Genomic DNA, 16,749 nt, shown 5'->3' with positions numbered 1-16,749 from the left:
GCCGGTCAGCTTCTTCTCGATGAACGGGTACATGGTCAGCAGACCGAACACCACGCCCATGATGATCGCCACCGCGAACACCGCGGGCACGGTGTGCCCGAAGATGTACAGCTCCCAGGCAGGCCATAGACGCGCCAGGCCTTCTGTCCACTGCATGTAGAAGTCGGGCTGGCTGCCCGCCGACACCTGTGAGGGCTTGTAGGGGCCCAACAACCAGATCGGGTTGATCTGCAGCAGGCCACTCATCAGCGCCAGGATGGCGGTGGTGAAGGCGAAGAACGCTCCGCCCTTCAGTGCGAACACCGGCAGAATGCGCACGCCGACCACATTGGATTCCTTGGCACCCGGGCCGGGGAACTGGGTGTGCTTCTGGTACCACACCAGCGCCAGGTGCACGCCGATGAGGGCCAGGATGATCGCGGGGATCAGCAGGATGTGCAGCGCGTACATGCGCGGGATCCAGATGTTGCCGGGGAAGTCGCCGCCGAACAGCGCCCAATGCATCCAGGTACCGACGACCGGGATACCCAAGGTGATCGATGACATCGCGGCGCGCAGACCGATACCGGAGAGCAGGTCATCGGGCAGCGAGTAGCCGAAGTAGCCCTCGAACATCGCCAGAATCAGCAGCAGCGAGCCAATCACCCAGTTGGCTTCGCGGGGCCGGCGGAATGCGCCGGTGAAGAAGATGCGCGCCAGGTGCACCATGATCGACGCCGCGAACATCAGCGCTGCCCAGTGGTGGATCTGTCGCACGAAGAGGCCACCGCGGACCTCGAAGCTGATGTTCAGCGCGGTCTCGTATGCCTTGGACATCTGCACACCGCGCAGCGGCTGGTAGACGCCGTTGTAGGTGACCTCGGCCATCGACGGGTCGAAGAACAGAGTCAGATACACGCCCGAGAGCAGCAGGATGATGAAGCTGTACAACGCGATCTCACCGAGCATGAACGACCAGTGCGTCGGGAAGACCTTGTTGATCTGCCGCTTCATCCCGGCGGCGAGGTGGTACCGAGAGTCGATCGCCTCAGCTTGTTTGCCTAGGCGTGACGGCTTTTGGGCTGTTTCGCTCATGATTTGCGCTCCCAGAATGCGGGTCCGACGGGCTCGACGAAGTCGCCATTGGCGACGAGGTATCCGTCCTTGTCGACGGTGATCGGCAGCTGTGCCAGTGCCCGGGCGGCCGGCCCGAAGATGGGCTTGGCGAAGTGCAGTGCGTCAAACTGCGACTGGTGGCACGGGCACAGGATGCGGTAGGTCTGCTGCTCGAAAAGTGATGTGGGGCAACCCAGGTGCGAGCAGATCTTGGTGTACGCGAACAGGTCGCCGTAGTTGAAGCTTTCCTGTCCCTTGCGCTTGATCACCTTGCCCATATCGCTGGGGCGCACCCGGATGATCATCACCGGGTTACGTACGCCCATAGAGATATGCGACAACTTCTCGTGCGATTCGACGGTGGTGCCATCGCCATCGGACTCGCGCCACGGGAACACGGTCTCCATGCCGCCGGCGTCGATGTCCTCGGGGCGGACCTTCAGCAGGATCTGCGAGCTGCTGCCCACGGCCCGGCCCAGGTAGATGGTTTCGCCCTTGTACCGCGGGGTCCAGCCGCTGGTGAGCAGCACCGGCTGCTTGCCATTGGCGGTGGGGACCACGGGGGCCCACGGGTTCTTGATCAGGCCGCCGATGAATGCGACGGCGGTGCCGGCGCCCATCGCGCCGACGCCGAACCCGAGAGCCCGGATGACCATCTTGCGGCGGGGGAGCGTCGAGGTCTCCAGGGTGTCCTGCAGCTGCGCGACGATGGTCTTGCGGTCCACCTCCGACGAGCCCGGCCCGTCGTGGCGGTCCTGGATCGAGATCTCCTGGGGAACGAACTTCTTGGTGTACAGCACCGCGCCGATGCCCAGCGAGAGCACCGACAGACCCAGGGTCAGGCCGTACAGCGGTGTCGCGAGGTTGTACGCCGCATTACCCGGATCGCCGAATGGCTTGTACTCCCAGGGCCAAAACAGGAATACACCGAGCAGGGCGAGGCCAAATACGCCGCCGAGGGCGAACCAGAGCGCGATCAGACGCTCGGCGCGCTTCTCGGCCTTGGTGCCCTCAACGGGCCAGCGTGGTTCGCGGTAGACGATCTCGACGCCGTCGAGGTTGGTACCGAGCTTGACCAGCTCGTCGCGGCTCATAGCCGCGAGCTGCTCGTCGCTGGGAATCTCTACTTTGGGATCGCCACTCACGCGCGCGCTCCAATCCACAGTGCCGCGGCAATGGCGGCGACGATGCCGATGATCCAGATGGCCATACCTTCAGACGCCGGTCCGAAGCCGCCCAGCCCGTAACCGCCCGGATCGGGGGTCTCGGTCGAAGCCTTGACGTAGGCGACGATGTCCTTCTTCTCGTCGGGGGTCAGCTGGCGGTCGGAGAACTTGGGCATGTTCTGCGGGCCGGTGAGCATGGCGGTGTAGATCTGCTGCTCGTTGGCCGGATCGAGCTCGGGGGCGAACTTGCCCGACGAGAGGGCGCCACCGCGGCCGGTGAAGTTGTGGCAGGACGCGCAGTTCAACCGGAACAGGTCGCCACCGCGGGCGATGTTATTGCCGCGCAACGACGTTTGAGCGATTGCGCCGTCGCCATCACGGACGACCTGGGGTCCGCCGCCGTTGGCCTGGATGTACGCACCGAGGGCGTCAGTCTGCTCCTCGTCGAAGATCGGGTCCTTGCGCTGGGCCTGAGCCTCGTTGCGCATCGCCGGCATACGGCCCGTGGAGACCTGGAAGTAGACGGCCGCGTCGCCCACGCCGATGAGGCTCGGGCCGCGGTCGGGTACACCCTGCAGGTTCGCGCCGTGGCAGGTGATGCACGAGGTCTCGTACAGCTGCTTACCCGTGCGCAGTAGCGCTGACTTGTCCTCGTCGGCCACCGCGACCTGCGGGGTGGGCGTGAAGGTCGAGGCCAAGCCGCCGGCAACTACCAGCGCGATCAGCAGCAGCAAACCTGCTGAGATGCGACGGCGGAACTTGCGGCGTGCGCGTTTCTTGGCGGCTGTGTTGTTGACGGGCTCCACGCTCAACTGTGGGGCTCCCTTCACCGAGTCGGGCTGGTTCATCGGACGAAGTAGATGGTGGCGAACAATGCGATCCACACGATGTCGACGAAGTGCCAGTAGTACGACACGACGATCGCGGAGGTTGCCTGGGCAGGGGTGAACTTGCTCATCCGGGTACGAACCAGGAGATAGATGAAGGCGACCAGACCGCCGATGACGTGCAGACCGTGGAAGCCGGTGGCCAAGTAGAAGGTTGAGCCGTAGGCACTGCCGGCGATGGTGGTGCCCTCGTGCACGAGGTTGATGTACTCGTAGCCCTGGCCGAGGACGAAGAAGGTGCCCATGATGAGGGTGATGACGTACCAGCGGCGCAGCCCGAAGACATCGCCGCGCTCCGCGGCGAACACACCCATCTGACAGGTGAACGACGAGGCGACCAGCACGGCGGTGACGGGGATGGCAAGACCAAGGTTCAGCTCGGTGGGCTCCGGCGGCCAATTACCGCCGGACTGGGCCCGGGCGGTGAAGTAGAACGCGAAGAGTCCAGCAAAGAACATCAACTCACTGGAAAGCCACACAATGGTGCCAACACTCACCATATTGGGCCGGTTCAGTGAATGAACCCGCTGGGTAATGGCGGTTCCCGCCGGCGATCCTGGGGCTGCTGCGGTCGTCACGTCGTAAGTATGACGCTTTGTAGTTGTCGAGAGCCACCCGGGTCCGACATTGATTTGTGACCGACTCTCCACAACGTGTGTGGCCTCTGATGAGAGTGGTGTCGGCCGCGGCTGCCCGGCGTGTCGCGCTGTGCCCGGAGGGCAATTGGTCCTTTGTTGTCAGCGTTGTGTCCATGGGACCATTTGCGGCGTGCCCGAACATTCCTGGCCCCTGGTACTGGGCGAGCTGACCAACCGTCGTGACCTGTCGGCGGGTCAGGCGGCCTGGGCCATGGACCAGATCATGACGGGCGCGGCCACCCCCGCCCAGATCGCGGCCTTCGGGGTGGCGATGCGGATGAAGTCCCCGACGTCCACTGAAGTCGGCGAGCTGGCTGACACGATGCTCTCGCATGCGATCGGGTTTCCCTCGGGTGAACAGATCGGCGCCAACGCCGTGGACATCGTCGGTACCGGAGGCGACGGCGCGAACACGGTGAACCTGTCCACCATGGCCTCCATCGTGGTGGCGGCGTGCGGTGTGCCGGTGGTCAAGCACGGCAACCGGGCCGCCTCCTCACTGGCCGGTGGCGCTGACACGCTGGAGGCGCTGGGAGTACGCATCGACCTGGGGCCCGAGCAGGTGACGCGCAGTCTCGCCGAGGTGGGAATCGGGTTTTGCTTCGCGCCGCATTTTCACCCGTCGTATCGGTACGCCTCCGTGGTGCGTCGTGAGATCGGTGTCCCGACGGTATTCAATTTGCTTGGGCCGCTGACGAATCCGGCTCGCCCCCGGGCGGGATTGATCGGCTGTGCGTTCGCTGACCTGGCGGAGGTCACGGCGGGGGTCTTCGCCGGACGTGGGTCCAGTGTGTTGGTCGTGCATGGTGACGACGGGCTCGATGAGCTGACCACCACCACAACCAGCACCATCTGGCGGGTTCAGGCGGGCACCGTCGACAAGCTGCGGTTCGATCCGGCGGCATTCGGTTTCGCGCGTGCCCGGCTGGAGGAGCTGGTTGGCGGTGATCCGGAGTTCAATGCCGCCGAGGTCCGGGCGGTCCTGGCCGGCGGAACCGGCGCGGTGCGCGACGCGGTGGTGCTCAACGCCGCGGGCGCCGTGGTGGCGCATGCCGGGCTGGCCAGCGATGCTCAATGGCTGCCCGCCTGGGAGAACGCACTCGCGCGGGTGTCCGGTGCCATCGATTCGGGGGCGGCGGCGGCGCTGTTGGATAAGTGGATCGTCGTCAGCCAGCGGCTTGGGGCCGAGTAGGGTTCCCGCGGCAGATTCGGGCTTGACTCTGTAGCGCGGTAGCGGGTCAACAATTGCCGCGACTCGGTGCGGCACGGCGATTTCGACTCACTGTCGGCCGACTAGGCAGCACGGTCAGCCGGCGGCCCGGGACGCAACAGCACGCCCAGGCCTGATCAGCTCGGATAGCCCCCAGTCGTCGTGGTGGACGGCGTGCGCGATGCGCGCGCTGCGTGCTGCCGCCGCCCAATCGCGCAGGGGGCCGGAACATCCCGTCGCCTCGGCGTAGCCGTCTGTCGAGGACACGATCCGTACACCGGGTTCGGCCAGCCAGCGCGTGATCAGCCCGGTCTCCTCGGGTGCGGCCCCACCGAACGGTTCGGGGGTCGGAAGTACCACTTGGGCCGACGCCGAAGCTGCCGCCACCACCGGCATCGGAGGGACACCCCGGCGGGCGACCGCGGCACCGGCCAGCTGTCCATGCCGCATGACGGCGATGTGCCATCCGCCCTCACCGTCGGGCCGCGCGGCGATCAGCTCCTCGATGCGCGAGAGGGCGTGCAGGCGGTGCTGGCGCGCCAGTGCCTCGAGGAGGGTAGCCGTCGCATCGCGCTGTCGCGCGGCGCTTTCATACCGCCGTAGACCACTGAGGTCGGTCACTCGGTCGCACATGGCGTGCAGCGGGTGTCCTTCGGTGCCTGCCAGGACCGCGATTGCCGGGATGAGGGCGTCCCGGTACTCGCTGGCGTCCACCCCGGCAGGGGCGGGGCACGGGGAGGCGGTGTCGTGCGGGTAGGACTGGCCGTTGCATGCGGGGCCGTGCCGACCGTTGGCACCGATGCGTGCGGCGCACGTGCGCACGCCGGTGAACCGGGCCAGTGCCAGGGCGGCCGTCGCGGCGTCGCCGCGTGCGTGAAATGGGCCGAGCATCGGGCGCCCATTGGTGGTCCGGACGACGGCGAAACGGGGGAATGGCTCCTCAGTGAGCACCACCCACCACCAGCGGTGCGGGAATCGCGACTTCCTGTTGTACGGCGGTGCGTGCGCACCCAACAGCCGCAGCTCGCGCACCGCTGCCTCCAGCGGGTGCGCACAGGTCACGTGATCCACCGCGGTGGCGATGGTGACCATCTCACGCATGCGGCCGCGCGGATCCGCGCCGGTGAAGTACTGCTGCACGCGCCGGTGCAGGTTGACCGCGGTGCCCACGTACAGCACCTCGCCGGATGGTCCGCGGAACAGATAAACACCTGGGGCGTAAGGCATTCCATTGGCCAGTGAGCGTTTGTCGCGCAACGCGTTGGGTACCTGGGTCCGGTACCGTCGCAGCTCTGCCATGGTGTCCACGCCCTGGTTGCCGACCCGGCCGATCAGCGCATGCAGTACATCGACGGTGGCCCGGGCGTCATCGAGGGCCCGGTGGTTGGGGGTGGTGGAGGCGCCGAGCAGCTGAGCCAGTGCACCCAAGCTGACCCGCGGCGCCTCATCGCGCGACAACACCCGGCGGGCGAGCCGGACCGTGCACAGCACGGTGGGCTGCGGCCAGTCGATCCCGCATTGCCGCGCGGCCGCCTGGAGAAACCCGATATCGAAGCCGGCGTTATGGGCGACCAGCACTGCGCCACGGGCGAATTCGAGAAATGTCGGAAGCACCTGCTCGATCGGCGGTGCGTCCACCAGCATCGCCGAGGTGATGCCGGTGAGGCGGACGATCTGTGGCGGCAGCGATCGTTTCGGATCGACCAGCGTGGCCAGCTCCCCGAGCACCTCGCCGCCGCGCACCTTCACCGCGCCGATCTCGGTGATCGCGTCGTTCTCCGCGCTGCCCCCGGTCGTCTCCAGGTCCACCACCACAAAGGTGGTGTCACGCAGGGCTTGCGCCGACGACCCCGGCGAGGAGTGCACCTCGTCGAAGGTCAGCTGCGTCATGTCGTGACCGTAAGACCCGGGACCGACATTTCGGCGTCACGCCACGGGAGTGCAGATCAGCGCGAGTGCGTCGTTTGTGGTGTCGACGCCGTCATCGCCGATCTTCTCCTCCAGCCGGGACCGCAATACGGCGCGGGCGGGGGCATCGAGCGTGAGGTGATTGGAGTAGGTGAAGACCATGTCCAGGTACGCCCGCGTGGAGAAGCGCCGCCGCTCCAGGAAATGGGAGTGCCGCACGTGGTAACCGGATTTCTCAAGGGCCGGGGAGACGGTGTCCTCGGTGTCGATGGAGGGGCGCCGGGTGGTGTCCATGAAATCGGCGTAGACGGTGTCCAGCTCGTCCTGTGTCGGCGTGGTGGGCACAATGCGGTTCCACACCAGGGCGAGGCGGCCGCCGGGGCGAAGCACCGTCAACACCTTCGGCAGCGCGGCAGCGGGCTCTACCCAGTGGAAGGACTGGGCGAAGAGCACCAGATCGAACATCCGGCCCGCCGGCCGCCAGTCCTCGAACGTGGCCACCTCGACGGCGATACCCTTCCCGGCCGCCACCCGGGCCATCCGCGCGTCCGGTTCGACCGCCAGCACCTCGGCACCGGCCGCGGCCAGCTGTGCCGCAGCGATCCCGGTACCTGCTCCCACATCCAGAGCGCGCGTCTGCCCGCCGGATACGAGCTCGTCGATCAGCGGCTGCGGATAGCGGGGCCGATGACGGTCATAGGCGTCGGCGGAGCCTCCAAACGACTCAGCCCGGCGGCGGTCGTGGTGTGCCGGCTGCTGCTGTTCCGTCATATCGACAGCGTGCCAGGGACCGTCCACTTGTCGGTGGGCGCGGTTACCGTCCGCCTGAACCCGAAAGAACGACTTATAGGAGAGGAGGAGCCATGCTCATCGATTGCGACGATTGCGCGATGCGCGGCCCGGGATGCGGCGACTGCGTGGTCAGCGTGCTGTTGGGGGTGCCCCAGACACTCGCCGACGATGAACGTGCCGCGCTGGCCGTCCTGGCCGAGGCCGGGATGGCGCCCAGGCTGCGCCTGGTGCCGATTCAGCGCACGTACGACACGCCTGATTCGGCGAAGACGCCCGATGCGGGAGTCGCATAGGGCACACTCGAAATAGGTGCATGATGGCCCGCCCCGGAAACGGGGAGGAGAACCGGCGTTTACGCGACACTGACGTCATTCCACACTGCGGTGGACAATGTCGATGCCATTTCGTAACCTGTCTGAGACCTATCGGCGCCGTAGTTCGCGGCGATCAAATTGCAGTAAAGGGATGTAGTCAGTGAGTGTCGGGCGTCTTCTTCGAAATCATTCGGATCGATTGACGCCCTCTCCACTCCGTCGCGCCATGCTCGCGCTGACTGCTGCCGCCCTGGTCGGTGGGGTATTTACGGGTGGTCAGATCGCGACCGCCGACCCCAACAACGACGCCGTCAAGAAGCTCAACGAGCTGTCCCGCCAGGCCGAGGCAACGTCCGAGGCGGCTAACTCGGCGAAGATCGATCTCGACGCCAAGCTGGCGGCCCAGCGCGATGCCGAAAAGGCTGTTCTCGCTGATGAGGCCGTCGCGAAGGCCGCGCGCATGGCGGTGTCCACGTACCAGGTCGACGTCAACAAGGCCATGGTCGCCGCCTACATGGGCGGTAACACCAGTGGTTACGGTGCCGTGCTGACGTCAAACTCGCCGCAGAACCTGATCGACCAGCTGTCGGTGCAACGCACCGTGGGCGGCGAGATGCGTGGCCGGATGGACAGCTATCGCGCTGCGCAGTCCTCGGCAGATCAGGCCGAGCAGCGGTCCCGTGATGCCGCCGAGCAGGCCCGGGTGGCCGCCGAGCAGGCCAAGAATGTACGCGCTTCGTTGCAGGCCAAGCAGAGCCAGCTGCAGGTGCAGATCGCGGTCGTCAAGTCGCAGTACAACACCCTGAGCCCCGGCCAGCGTGCACAGCTGCTGGCACCGGCACCCGTGCCCCCGCCGCCCGCGGGCGAGCCGGGCCAGGTTCCGGATGAGCCGCTGATGCAGGCCGCCGCCGCGGCACCCGCACCGGAAGCCGCCATCGGCGGCGGAGGTTCACCTGTCGGCGCCAGCGCCGTCGCGGCCGCATTGACCCGGATCGGCGCGCCCTACTCGTGGGGCGGTTCGGGCCCCAACGCCTTCGACTGCTCGGGTCTGGTGATGTGGGCCTACGGCCAGCAGGGCGTGTCGCTGCCGCACTCCAGCCAGGCACTCGCACGTGGCGGTACACCCGTCGCGCTGAGTGACCTACAGCCCGGCGATGTCATCAACTTCTACGGGGACGCCTCGCATACGGGCATCTATGTCGGCAACGGCATGATGGTGCACGCCTCGACCTACGGTGTTCCGGTCGCGGTCGCGCCGATCACGTCATCCGGCCCGATCTATAACGCGCGTCGCTACTGAGCCGCATCCTTCGTGCGCGCGTGCCTGGGGTAGCACGTTGGGCATCGTTCTTCGCGATGCTCATGCTGATTCTCTGCGGTGGTTGTCGAGCGCAGCCCGCCCCACCGGCCAGCGACGTCCGCACCGCGATTCAGGCATTGCTGACGCGCTACTCCGATGCGTTGCGCAGCCATGACGTCGCGGCATTGCGCGCCGTGCTCGCTCCGGACAAGCCCGCGTTCATCGAGGCTCAGCAGCGGGTGCAGGAGAATCTCTCGGGGCTGAAGGCCGACACGTTCGAGTACCGGCTGTCGGCCGACGTTCCGGCTAATCTCATTGCACGGCAACAGCAATGGATGCTGGATGCCGCGCTGGTTTACGCCGTCAGCGGGGTGGACACGGTCGCCGTCCGGCGCCCGGTCACGGTCGGTGTGCTGCACGACGATGACGCCTGGCGGTTGTTCGACGCCAGCGCGGTCGCCGTGCCCTGGCAGTTCGCGCCGGTGGTGGAGACACGGAAGCGAGCGGGGGACCGGGACGTGGTGGTGCTTGGACACCCCGGCTCTTCGGTGGCGCCGCGGCTTGTCGATGAGATTGCCGGTGCGCTGGCATCGCTGTCGGAGTTTTGGGGCCCGCAATGGCGTGCGGGGGTGCTGCTGATCGCGGCAGGGACCGACGCCGAGTTCGCCGCTCTCGTCGGTGGCGAACACACCGACGGTATCGCCGCCGCCGCCGTGGCGGACCGTGTAGACAGCGGAGTTGCCGTGGGGCAGCGGGTGATCTTCGCGCCCGGCTCGGCAGCCCTGCCACCCGATCAGTTTCGGGTGGTGCTGCGCCACGAGCTGTTCCATGCCGCGGCACGCACGGTCACCGGCGACCATGCGCCCCTCTGGCTGGTGGAGGGCGTGGCCGACTACAACGGGCGCCGCGGTAGCGGTACCCCCTTCCGAAACGCCGCGCCCACGTTGACGAGTGCCCTTGCCGCGGGCCAGGTTCCGGACCATCTACCCACCGACGGCGATATCGACAGTCCGGGCCCCCACCGCACACAGGCGTACGAGGAGGCGTGGTCGGTGGCGCAATACGTGGCCGAGACCTTTGGCGAGCCCTCGCTTGTGCAGCTGTACCGGTATGGGGCGGATCCCGTGCCGGGCCAGCCCGGCGCGGCGATCGAGCGGGCATTGGGCATCGACGAGGCAACGCTGGTTCGGCAGTGGCAGAGCTGGCTCGGCGCTCGTCCACTACGGTAGGCGTCGTGACCTTTCAGCCTGGCGCCCCGCGACGACGGATCCTGTTGGTCACCAACGATTTTCCACCCAGGCCCGGCGGCATTCAGTCCTACCTGCAGGAGTTGGTGATCCGGCTGGCCGGATCGCACGAGGTCACTGTCTACGCGCCGCGGTGGAAGGGGTGCGAACGTTACGACGCCGCCGCCGACTACCACGTGGTGCGCCACCCGACCTCGCTGATGCTTCCTGGCCCCGGCGTCCGGCAGCGCATGGTGGACCTCATCAAATCGCAGCGCTCCGAGGTGGTGTGGTTCGGCGCGGCCGCGCCGCTCGCGTTGTTGTCCTCGGCGGCCAGGGCGGCGGGAGCCGCCGTGACCGCGGCCAGCACGCATGGGCATGAGGTGGGCTGGTCGATGCTTCCGGTGGCGCGGTCGGCGCTGCGGCAGATCGGCGATAGCACCGATGTGATCACCTATGTCAGCCGCTACACGCGGGGTCGCTTCGCTTCCGCGTTCGGGCCGCGTGCTGCGCTGGAGTACCTGCCCTCCGGTGTCGACAGCGGCAGGTTCCGTCCCGACCCGGGGGCGCGTGAGGAGCTGCGGCGGCGTTACGGGCTGGGCGAGCGGCCGATCATCGTGTGCGTCTCCCGGCTGGTCCCACGCAAGGGCCAGGACATGCTGATCGAGGCGCTGCCGGCGATCCGGGAGCGGGTGGATGGTGCGGCGCTGGTGATCGTGGGTGGCGGTCCGTATGCGGAACCGTTGCGTGCGTTGGCCACTCGAGTCGGTGTCGATGAGCACGTGGTGTTCACCGGCGGTGTGCCGTGGGAAGAGCTACCCGCTCATCACGCGATGGGCGATGTCTTCGCGATGCCCTGCCGTACGCGCGGGGCGGGCCTGGACGTGGAGGGCCTGGGAATAGTGTTCCTGGAGGCGTCGGCCTGCGGTGTTCCGGTGGTTGCCGGAAACTCCGGGGGCGCACCGGAAACCGTGCGCGATGGAGAGACGGGACTCGTTGTCGACGGCAGGTCCGTGCCCGCGATCACCGATGCGATTGTCCAGATCCTGTCGGATCCGGCACGTGCGGCGGTGATGGGGGCAGCGGGGCGCACCTGGGTGACCGATCATTGGCGCTGGGATCACCACGCGGCGCGGTTCGCCGAACTGGTCACCGGCTCCGGATAGGTTCCCCTGATGGACCGATCTACTCGGGTGACCCCGAGTAGATCGCGTCGATATCTGCCGCGAACTTCTCGGCCACCACGTTGCGCTTCACCTTCAGCGTCGGCGTCATCTCGCCGGTGGCCTCGGTGAAGTCGACCGGCAGGATCCGGAACTTCTTGATGGCTTCGGCATGGGAGACAACCTGATTGGCTGCCTTCACGGCGGTCTGGATCTCCGCGAGGAGGTCAGGATCCTCGACCAGGTCGGCGACGGTGGCATCGGCGGGCTTGCCGTTGCGCTGCTTCCAGCCGTCGATGGCCTCGGGGTCGATCGTGATCAGAGCGCCGATGAACGGTTGCTTGTCGCCGACGGCCATCGCCTGACTGATCAACGGGTGAGCGCGCAGCTGATCCTCCAGCACCGCCGGTGCGACGTTCTTACCGCCGGCGGTGACGATGATTTCCTTCTTGCGGCCGGTGATCGTGATGAAGCCGTCCTCATCGATCGCGCCGAGGTCGCCGGTGTGGAACCACCCGTCCAAGATCGATTCGCTGGTGGCCTTCTCGTTGTTCCAGTAGCCGCTGAACACGACACCACCGGACACCAGTAATTCGCCGTCATCGGCGATTTTGGCGGCGTTACCGGGCAAGGGCCTTCCGACACTGCCGATCTTGAGCCCGCCGATGACGTTCACGGCACAGGCCGCCGTCGTCTCGGTGAGTCCGTAGCCCTCGTAGATGGTCAGGCCGACGCCACGGTAGAAGTGGCCCAGTCGGGCACCCAGCGGAGCTCCACCGGAGATCGACGCCACGCACTCACCGCCGAGCGCCGCGCGCAGCTTGCCGTACACCAGCTTGTCGAAGGCGGCGCGCTTGGCGCGCAACACGATGCCCGGGCCGCCGTTGTCCAGCGCCTGGCTGTATTCGACGGCGGTATCGGCGGCAGCGTCGAAAATCTTTCCCTTGCCGTCGTTCTGGGCGTTCTGACGGGCCGTGTTGTACACCTTTTCGAAGATGCGGGGGACCGAGACGATGAAGGTCGGCTTGAAGATCCCGAATGTCGGCACCAGCGTCTTGATATCGCTGGTGAAACCGACGCTCACCTTGGACTGGAAGCACGCCATCGCGATACCGCGGGCCAGCACGTGAGCCAGCGGCAGGAAGATCAGCGTCCTGCTGCCCTTCTGCAAGTAGTCGGGGAAAACGGCACGCGCGCCGCGGGTTTCGTACACCAGGTTGGAGTGGGTGAGCTGGCAGCCCTTGGGGCGCCCGGTGGTTCCCGAGGTGTAGATGAGCGTCGCGGGGTCGGTGGCCTTGATGGCGTCGAGCCGGCCGGTGAGCTCGGCGGGGTCCACACCCGCTCCCGCCTCGGCGAGTTCGTCGAGGGCCGCGGGGGCACCCGAGCTGGCGATGTGAAAGACGGTGCGCAGGTTGGGCAGTTCGGGTGCGAGTTCTTCGGCGATCGCGGCGTGGGCATCGGATTCCACGAACAGCGCCACCGCCGCGGAGTCCTGCAGTACCCATCGGACCTGATCGGCCGAGGAGGTCTCGTAGATGGGCACGGTGATGGCGCCGATCGACAGGACCGCGTAGTCGATGATCGTCCACTCGTACCGCGTCGCCGAGATCAGCGCCACGCGATCGCCGGGCGCTACGCCCTTGGCGATCAGACCGTTGGCCACCGCCCGGATCTGCGCGGCGGCTTCCGCGTACGTGACGGGTGTCCAGGTGCCGTCGACGAGGCGGGAAAACGCCGCCTGGTTGGGGTCTTCACGCTCGTAGTCATAGACGGCATGAACAACCGACGCGTTGTCCTCGACGGTGAACGGGGCAGGGACGCTGAACTCTCGCACCGGCTCAGACTAGTCGGGGCCTGAAGATCGTCGAAGGCGTTGCCGCATTTCCTTCGGCGGCGAGGCTTAAGCTTGTCCGCGATGAACAGCATTCAGGTCGCCGACCAGACCTTTATCGCCGCAGATCCCGCGGACATCGGCCGCGCCATCTCCAACCCTGCGGATTGGCGCCGTTGGTGGCCTGACCTGCAGCTCAACGTCGTCGAGGAGCGGGGCGAGAAGGGGATCCGCTGGACGGTCGCCGGGCCCGTCACCGGAACGATGGAGGTGTGGCTCGAGCCCGCACTGGACGGCGCGATCCTGCACTATTTCCTGCACGCTGAGCCCACCGGCGCCAGCGCCGCACAGGTGGCCAAGTTGAATTTGGCCAAGATCAATCACGCCCGTCGCATCGCTGGGAAGCGGTTCGCCTTCGGGATCAAGCAGCGGCTCGAGGCCAGTCGGCCGATCGGCGAGTCGTGGGTGCCGCAGGCCTGATCAGATAGCGGCGAGCACGACCAACGGAATGGGGCGGGAAGTCGCCCGCTGGTAGGCGCTGTAATGGCCAGAGTTGTTGGTGTCGGCTAACTTCCACAGTCGCTCGTAATCCGCGTCACCGGGCAGCAGGGGTGTCGCGCGGACCCGGCGCTTATGCCTGCCCAGCTGCACCTGCACGTCCGGATGGGCCTTGAGGTTGTGATACCAGGCGGGATTGCGGCGGGCGCCGCCGTTCGAGGCCACGATGACGAGATTGTCGCCATCCGTTGCGTAGGTCAGCGAGTTGACGCGCTGCGCTCCGCTCTTGGCGCCGATAGAGGTCAGTAGCAGGCTGGGCGCCATCCCCGGAACGCGATGACCCAGATAGCCTTTCGATGCGATGTAGATGCTCTGGTGCACACCGAGCACCTTCGCCACCAGACGACTCATGGGCGTCTCTCCTTCGTGCGGCCACGGCGAATTGCCAGGATGGGAGTATCCGAGCGCCAGGGAGAAGGGTAGCGTCTGTCAGGTGGCTGAGAAGACTACCCAAACGATTGCCATCGACGCCGAACCCGGCAAAGTGATGGCGGTGATCGCCGATATCGGCGCCTACCCGGAATGGGTGTCGGAGTACAAGGAAACCGAGGTGCTCGACACCGACTCCCAGGGCAGGGTCAAACGTGCCCGGTTGGTGCTGGACGCCGGTGTCCTCAAGGACACCCAGGTCCTGGAGTACGTGTGGTCTCCGGATGGCCGTAAGGTCACCTGGACCCTGGCGGAAAGTTCCCTGTTGCGTTCGCTGGAAGGGACATACCTTTTGGCGCCCAAAGGGTCTGGCACTGAGGTGACGTATGAGCTCGCGGTCGACCTTCAAATTCCGATGATCGGAATGCTCAAGCGTAAGGCCGAACGCAAGATCACCGATTCCGCGCTCAAGGATCTGAAGAAGCGAGTCGAATCTGACCGCTAGCGACGTCGACGCGACGCCGCGCCCAGATGTCGAATCGCCGTTGACAGCCACCATCGGTCTTTTCGTCGGCAAGGGGGGCGTGGGTAAGTCGACGCTGGCCGGTGCCACCGCGGTGCGCTACGCGCGGGCAGGCCAACGGGTGCTCGCGGTATCTACCGACCAGGCGCATTCCCTTGGCGACGTTTTCGGCGTCCGGGTCGATCCGTCGCCGGGTGCCCATTGTGTGCGGGTGATCGAGGGCCCGTACGGGGGGCAACTCGACGTCATGGCCCTGGATACCCTGGGTCTGCTGGAGCGGCGCTGGGGTGACATTGCCGAGACAATCGCCGCGCAGTATCCCGAATCGGATATCGGATCGCTTGCGCCCGAAGAGCTTTCCGCGCTTCCGGGTGTCCAGGAGATGCTTGGCCTGCATGAGGTTCGGCAGCTGGCCGAGACGGGCGAATGGGATGTCGTCGTGGTCGACTGTGCTTCGACCGCCGACGCGTTGCGCATGCTGACCCTGCCGGGAACCTTCGCGATGTACCTGGAACGGGCCTGGCCGCGGCATCGTCGACTCGGCGGTGTCGGCACGCCTCGCGCGCAGATTCTGGCCGAACTGCTGGAACGCGTTGCGGCGTCGGCAGATCAGCTCGCGGGCTTGCTGTCGGACGCCGAGCGGGTGGGGGCGCACCTGGTGCTGACTCCCGAGCGTGTGGTGGTGGCCGAGGCCATCCGTACCGTGGGGGCGCTGGCGCTGATGGGTGTGCGCATCGACCAGGTGATCGTCAATCAGGTTCTCATTCAAGATGATTCGTACGAATACCACAATCTGCCCGCGCATCCGGCGTTTGACTGGTACATGCAGCGCATCGCCGACCAAGCCGCGGTTCTTGACGAGATGGGGGAGGCGATCGGCGACGTGGAGATGCTGCTGGTACCGCATCTGCCGCGCGAGCCCATCGGTCCCGAGGCCCTCGGTGAGCTGGCTGACGCGGTGCGGCGGCGTGACGGCGCTGCGCCCCCGGCGCCGCTGGCCACCGTCGTGGAGCACGAATCCGGATCCGGAGCGGACACCGTCTATCGGTTGAGGCTAGAGTTACCGCAGATCGATCCGGCCACGTTGAGCCTCGGCCGGGTGGGAGATGACCTGGTCATCGGTGCAAACGGGATGCGCCGGCGGGTCCGGCTGGCCTCCGTGCTGCGGCGCTGTGTGGTTGTCGATGCCCGGCTTGTCAGTAGCGAGCTGACCATACGGTTTAGAGCGGATCCGGAGGTGTGGCCTACGTGACGGGTACCCATCCGGAGCTCGGTCCCGAGCTGCGGGCGTTGGCCGCCTCCATCCTCGACATGCTCGATCCGGCGCTACGGCAGGCTGCTCGCGCCCCCGGAGACGGCGCTGTGCCCGGAAAGTGCAACCAGCTGTTCTGCCCGGTCTGCGCGCTGGCGGCTCTTGTCGAGGGTGAGCACCATCCGCTGTTGGCCACGATCGCCGAACACAGCCTCGCGCTGGTGATGGTGGTGCGGGCGATGTTGGAGGCCGAGGGGCAAGGCGGCCCCGACGATCCCGGCCCAGATGGTGGGCCCGGCCGCGAGTATCACAGTCCGTTCCCGCCTCCGTCGCCGAGCTCGCAATCCACTGGCTATCAACCCATCCCGGTCGACATCGACGAGTGACGAGCGCCCCGGGCCAGTTCCGGGACACCGCGTCCCATCTATCCGCGATGCCGATCATCCGGCGTCCCGCGAGTGGCGCTGTCCGCGCGCGATAGGCCTCTACCAGCCGCGACGAGTTCACGATCTTGTCG

At 66.6% G+C, this 16,749-nt stretch carries 17 protein-coding genes; 9 read left to right on the top strand and 8 right to left on the bottom strand.

Annotated elements, in window-relative coordinates:
* From qcrB to ctaE, 4 genes are all read right to left on the bottom strand, one after another.
* On the bottom strand, positions 1-1,074 hold a 1,074-nt coding region (gene qcrB / locus B4400_RS17715), incomplete at its 3' end, for a cytochrome bc1 complex cytochrome b subunit (protein WP_078311858.1).
* On the bottom strand, positions 1,071-2,258 hold the full coding sequence (gene qcrA, locus B4400_RS17710) for a cytochrome bc1 complex Rieske iron-sulfur subunit (protein ID WP_169053046.1): 1,188 nt from the start codon (positions 2,256-2,258) through the stop codon (positions 1,071-1,073). The genes qcrB and qcrA, both read right to left, overlap by 4 nt.
* Positions 2,237-3,109, bottom strand: coding sequence for a cytochrome bc1 complex diheme cytochrome c subunit (gene qcrC / locus B4400_RS17705; RefSeq protein ID WP_078311829.1), 873 nt, complete (start codon positions 3,107-3,109; stop codon positions 2,237-2,239). The genes qcrA and qcrC overlap by 22 nt, the downstream gene beginning before the upstream one ends.
* The gene (gene ctaE / locus B4400_RS17700) at positions 3,106-3,648 is read right to left on the bottom strand and encodes an aa3-type cytochrome oxidase subunit III (protein ID WP_502688413.1); all 543 of its coding nucleotides are present in this window, start codon (positions 3,646-3,648) and stop codon (positions 3,106-3,108) included. Before ctaE ends, qcrC begins: the two co-directional genes overlap by 4 nt.
* A 268-nt stretch (positions 3,649-3,916) precedes the next feature.
* Here ctaE and trpD point away from each other — a divergent pair, with 268 nt between their 5' ends.
* Entirely contained in the window at positions 3,917-4,978 is a 1,062-nt protein-coding gene (gene trpD / locus B4400_RS17695; protein WP_078311828.1) for an anthranilate phosphoribosyltransferase, read from the top strand.
* A gap of 114 nt (positions 4,979-5,092) precedes the next feature.
* On the opposite strand, the gene B4400_RS17690 is transcribed toward trpD, so the two are convergent.
* Both B4400_RS17690 and B4400_RS17685 read right to left on the bottom strand, forming a co-directional pair.
* A complete protein-coding gene (locus B4400_RS17690) occupies positions 5,093-6,886 on the bottom strand; it encodes a DEDD exonuclease domain-containing protein (protein WP_078311827.1) in 1,794 nt (597 codons plus the stop codon).
* A 36-nt stretch (positions 6,887-6,922) separates the two neighbouring features.
* The gene (locus B4400_RS17685; RefSeq protein WP_078311857.1) at positions 6,923-7,675 is read right to left on the bottom strand and encodes a class I SAM-dependent methyltransferase; all 753 of its coding nucleotides are present in this window, start codon (positions 7,673-7,675) and stop codon (positions 6,923-6,925) included.
* 92 nt (positions 7,676-7,767) lie between these two features.
* Between B4400_RS17685 and B4400_RS17680 the strand changes: the two genes are divergently transcribed.
* The 4 genes from B4400_RS17680 to B4400_RS17665 all read left to right on the top strand — a co-directional run bounded on the left by B4400_RS17680 (position 7,768) and on the right by B4400_RS17665 (position 11,702).
* Positions 7,768-7,989 carry a hypothetical protein gene (locus B4400_RS17680; protein WP_046253397.1) on the top strand — a complete coding sequence of 74 codons (222 nt, stop codon included), beginning with the start codon at positions 7,768-7,770 and terminating at the stop codon, positions 7,987-7,989.
* 220 nt (positions 7,990-8,209) lie between these two features.
* A complete protein-coding gene (gene ripC, locus B4400_RS17675; RefSeq protein ID WP_286142114.1) occupies positions 8,210-9,310 on the top strand; it encodes a peptidoglycan hydrolase RipC in 1,101 nt (366 codons plus the stop codon).
* A gap of 65 nt (positions 9,311-9,375) precedes the next feature.
* Positions 9,376-10,539, top strand: coding sequence for a hypothetical protein (locus tag B4400_RS17670; RefSeq protein WP_078311855.1), 1,164 nt, complete (start codon positions 9,376-9,378; stop codon positions 10,537-10,539).
* A gap of 5 nt (positions 10,540-10,544) precedes the next feature.
* Positions 10,545-11,702, top strand: a complete 1,158-nt coding sequence (locus tag B4400_RS17665; RefSeq protein WP_078311825.1) for a glycosyltransferase family 4 protein — start codon at positions 10,545-10,547, stop codon at positions 11,700-11,702.
* Positions 11,703-11,721: 19 nt separating this feature from the next.
* Here B4400_RS17665 and B4400_RS17660 read toward each other — a convergent pair whose 3' ends face one another.
* Positions 11,722-13,533, bottom strand: coding sequence for an AMP-dependent synthetase/ligase (locus B4400_RS17660; protein ID WP_078311824.1), 1,812 nt, complete (start codon positions 13,531-13,533; stop codon positions 11,722-11,724).
* A gap of 81 nt (positions 13,534-13,614) precedes the next feature.
* On the opposite strand from B4400_RS17660, the gene B4400_RS17655 reads away from it, so the two are divergent.
* The gene (locus B4400_RS17655; protein ID WP_078311823.1) at positions 13,615-14,010 is read left to right on the top strand and encodes a polyketide cyclase / dehydrase and lipid transport; all 396 of its coding nucleotides are present in this window, start codon (positions 13,615-13,617) and stop codon (positions 14,008-14,010) included.
* Here B4400_RS17655 and B4400_RS17650 read toward each other — a convergent pair whose 3' ends face one another.
* Positions 14,011-14,439, bottom strand: coding sequence for a nitroreductase family deazaflavin-dependent oxidoreductase (locus B4400_RS17650; protein WP_078311822.1), 429 nt, complete (start codon positions 14,437-14,439; stop codon positions 14,011-14,013).
* Between the two features lie 82 nt (positions 14,440-14,521).
* On the opposite strand from B4400_RS17650, the gene B4400_RS17645 reads away from it, so the two are divergent.
* The 3 genes from B4400_RS17645 to B4400_RS17635 are packed head-to-tail and all read left to right on the top strand — an operon-like array spanning position 14,522 to position 16,618.
* Complete coding sequence (locus B4400_RS17645) at positions 14,522-14,962, top strand: SRPBCC family protein (RefSeq protein WP_078291639.1); 441 nt, start codon at positions 14,522-14,524, stop codon at positions 14,960-14,962.
* Entirely contained in the window at positions 14,952-16,232 is a 1,281-nt protein-coding gene (locus B4400_RS17640; RefSeq protein WP_212566660.1) for an ArsA family ATPase, read from the top strand. The genes B4400_RS17645 and B4400_RS17640 overlap by 11 nt, the downstream gene beginning before the upstream one ends.
* Positions 16,229-16,618, top strand: coding sequence for a hypothetical protein (locus B4400_RS17635; RefSeq protein WP_078311853.1), 390 nt, complete (start codon positions 16,229-16,231; stop codon positions 16,616-16,618). The genes B4400_RS17640 and B4400_RS17635 overlap by 4 nt, the downstream gene beginning before the upstream one ends.
* Positions 16,619-16,749: the final 131 nt, after the last annotated feature.

It is taken from the genome of Mycobacterium sp. D16Q13, from assembly GCF_002013375.1.
In the GTDB taxonomy this organism is placed as follows: domain Bacteria; phylum Actinomycetota; class Actinomycetes; order Mycobacteriales; family Mycobacteriaceae; genus Mycobacterium.
The sequence above is the reverse complement of the archived record's forward strand: the minus strand, read 5'-3'. Positions and strand labels throughout refer to the sequence as shown.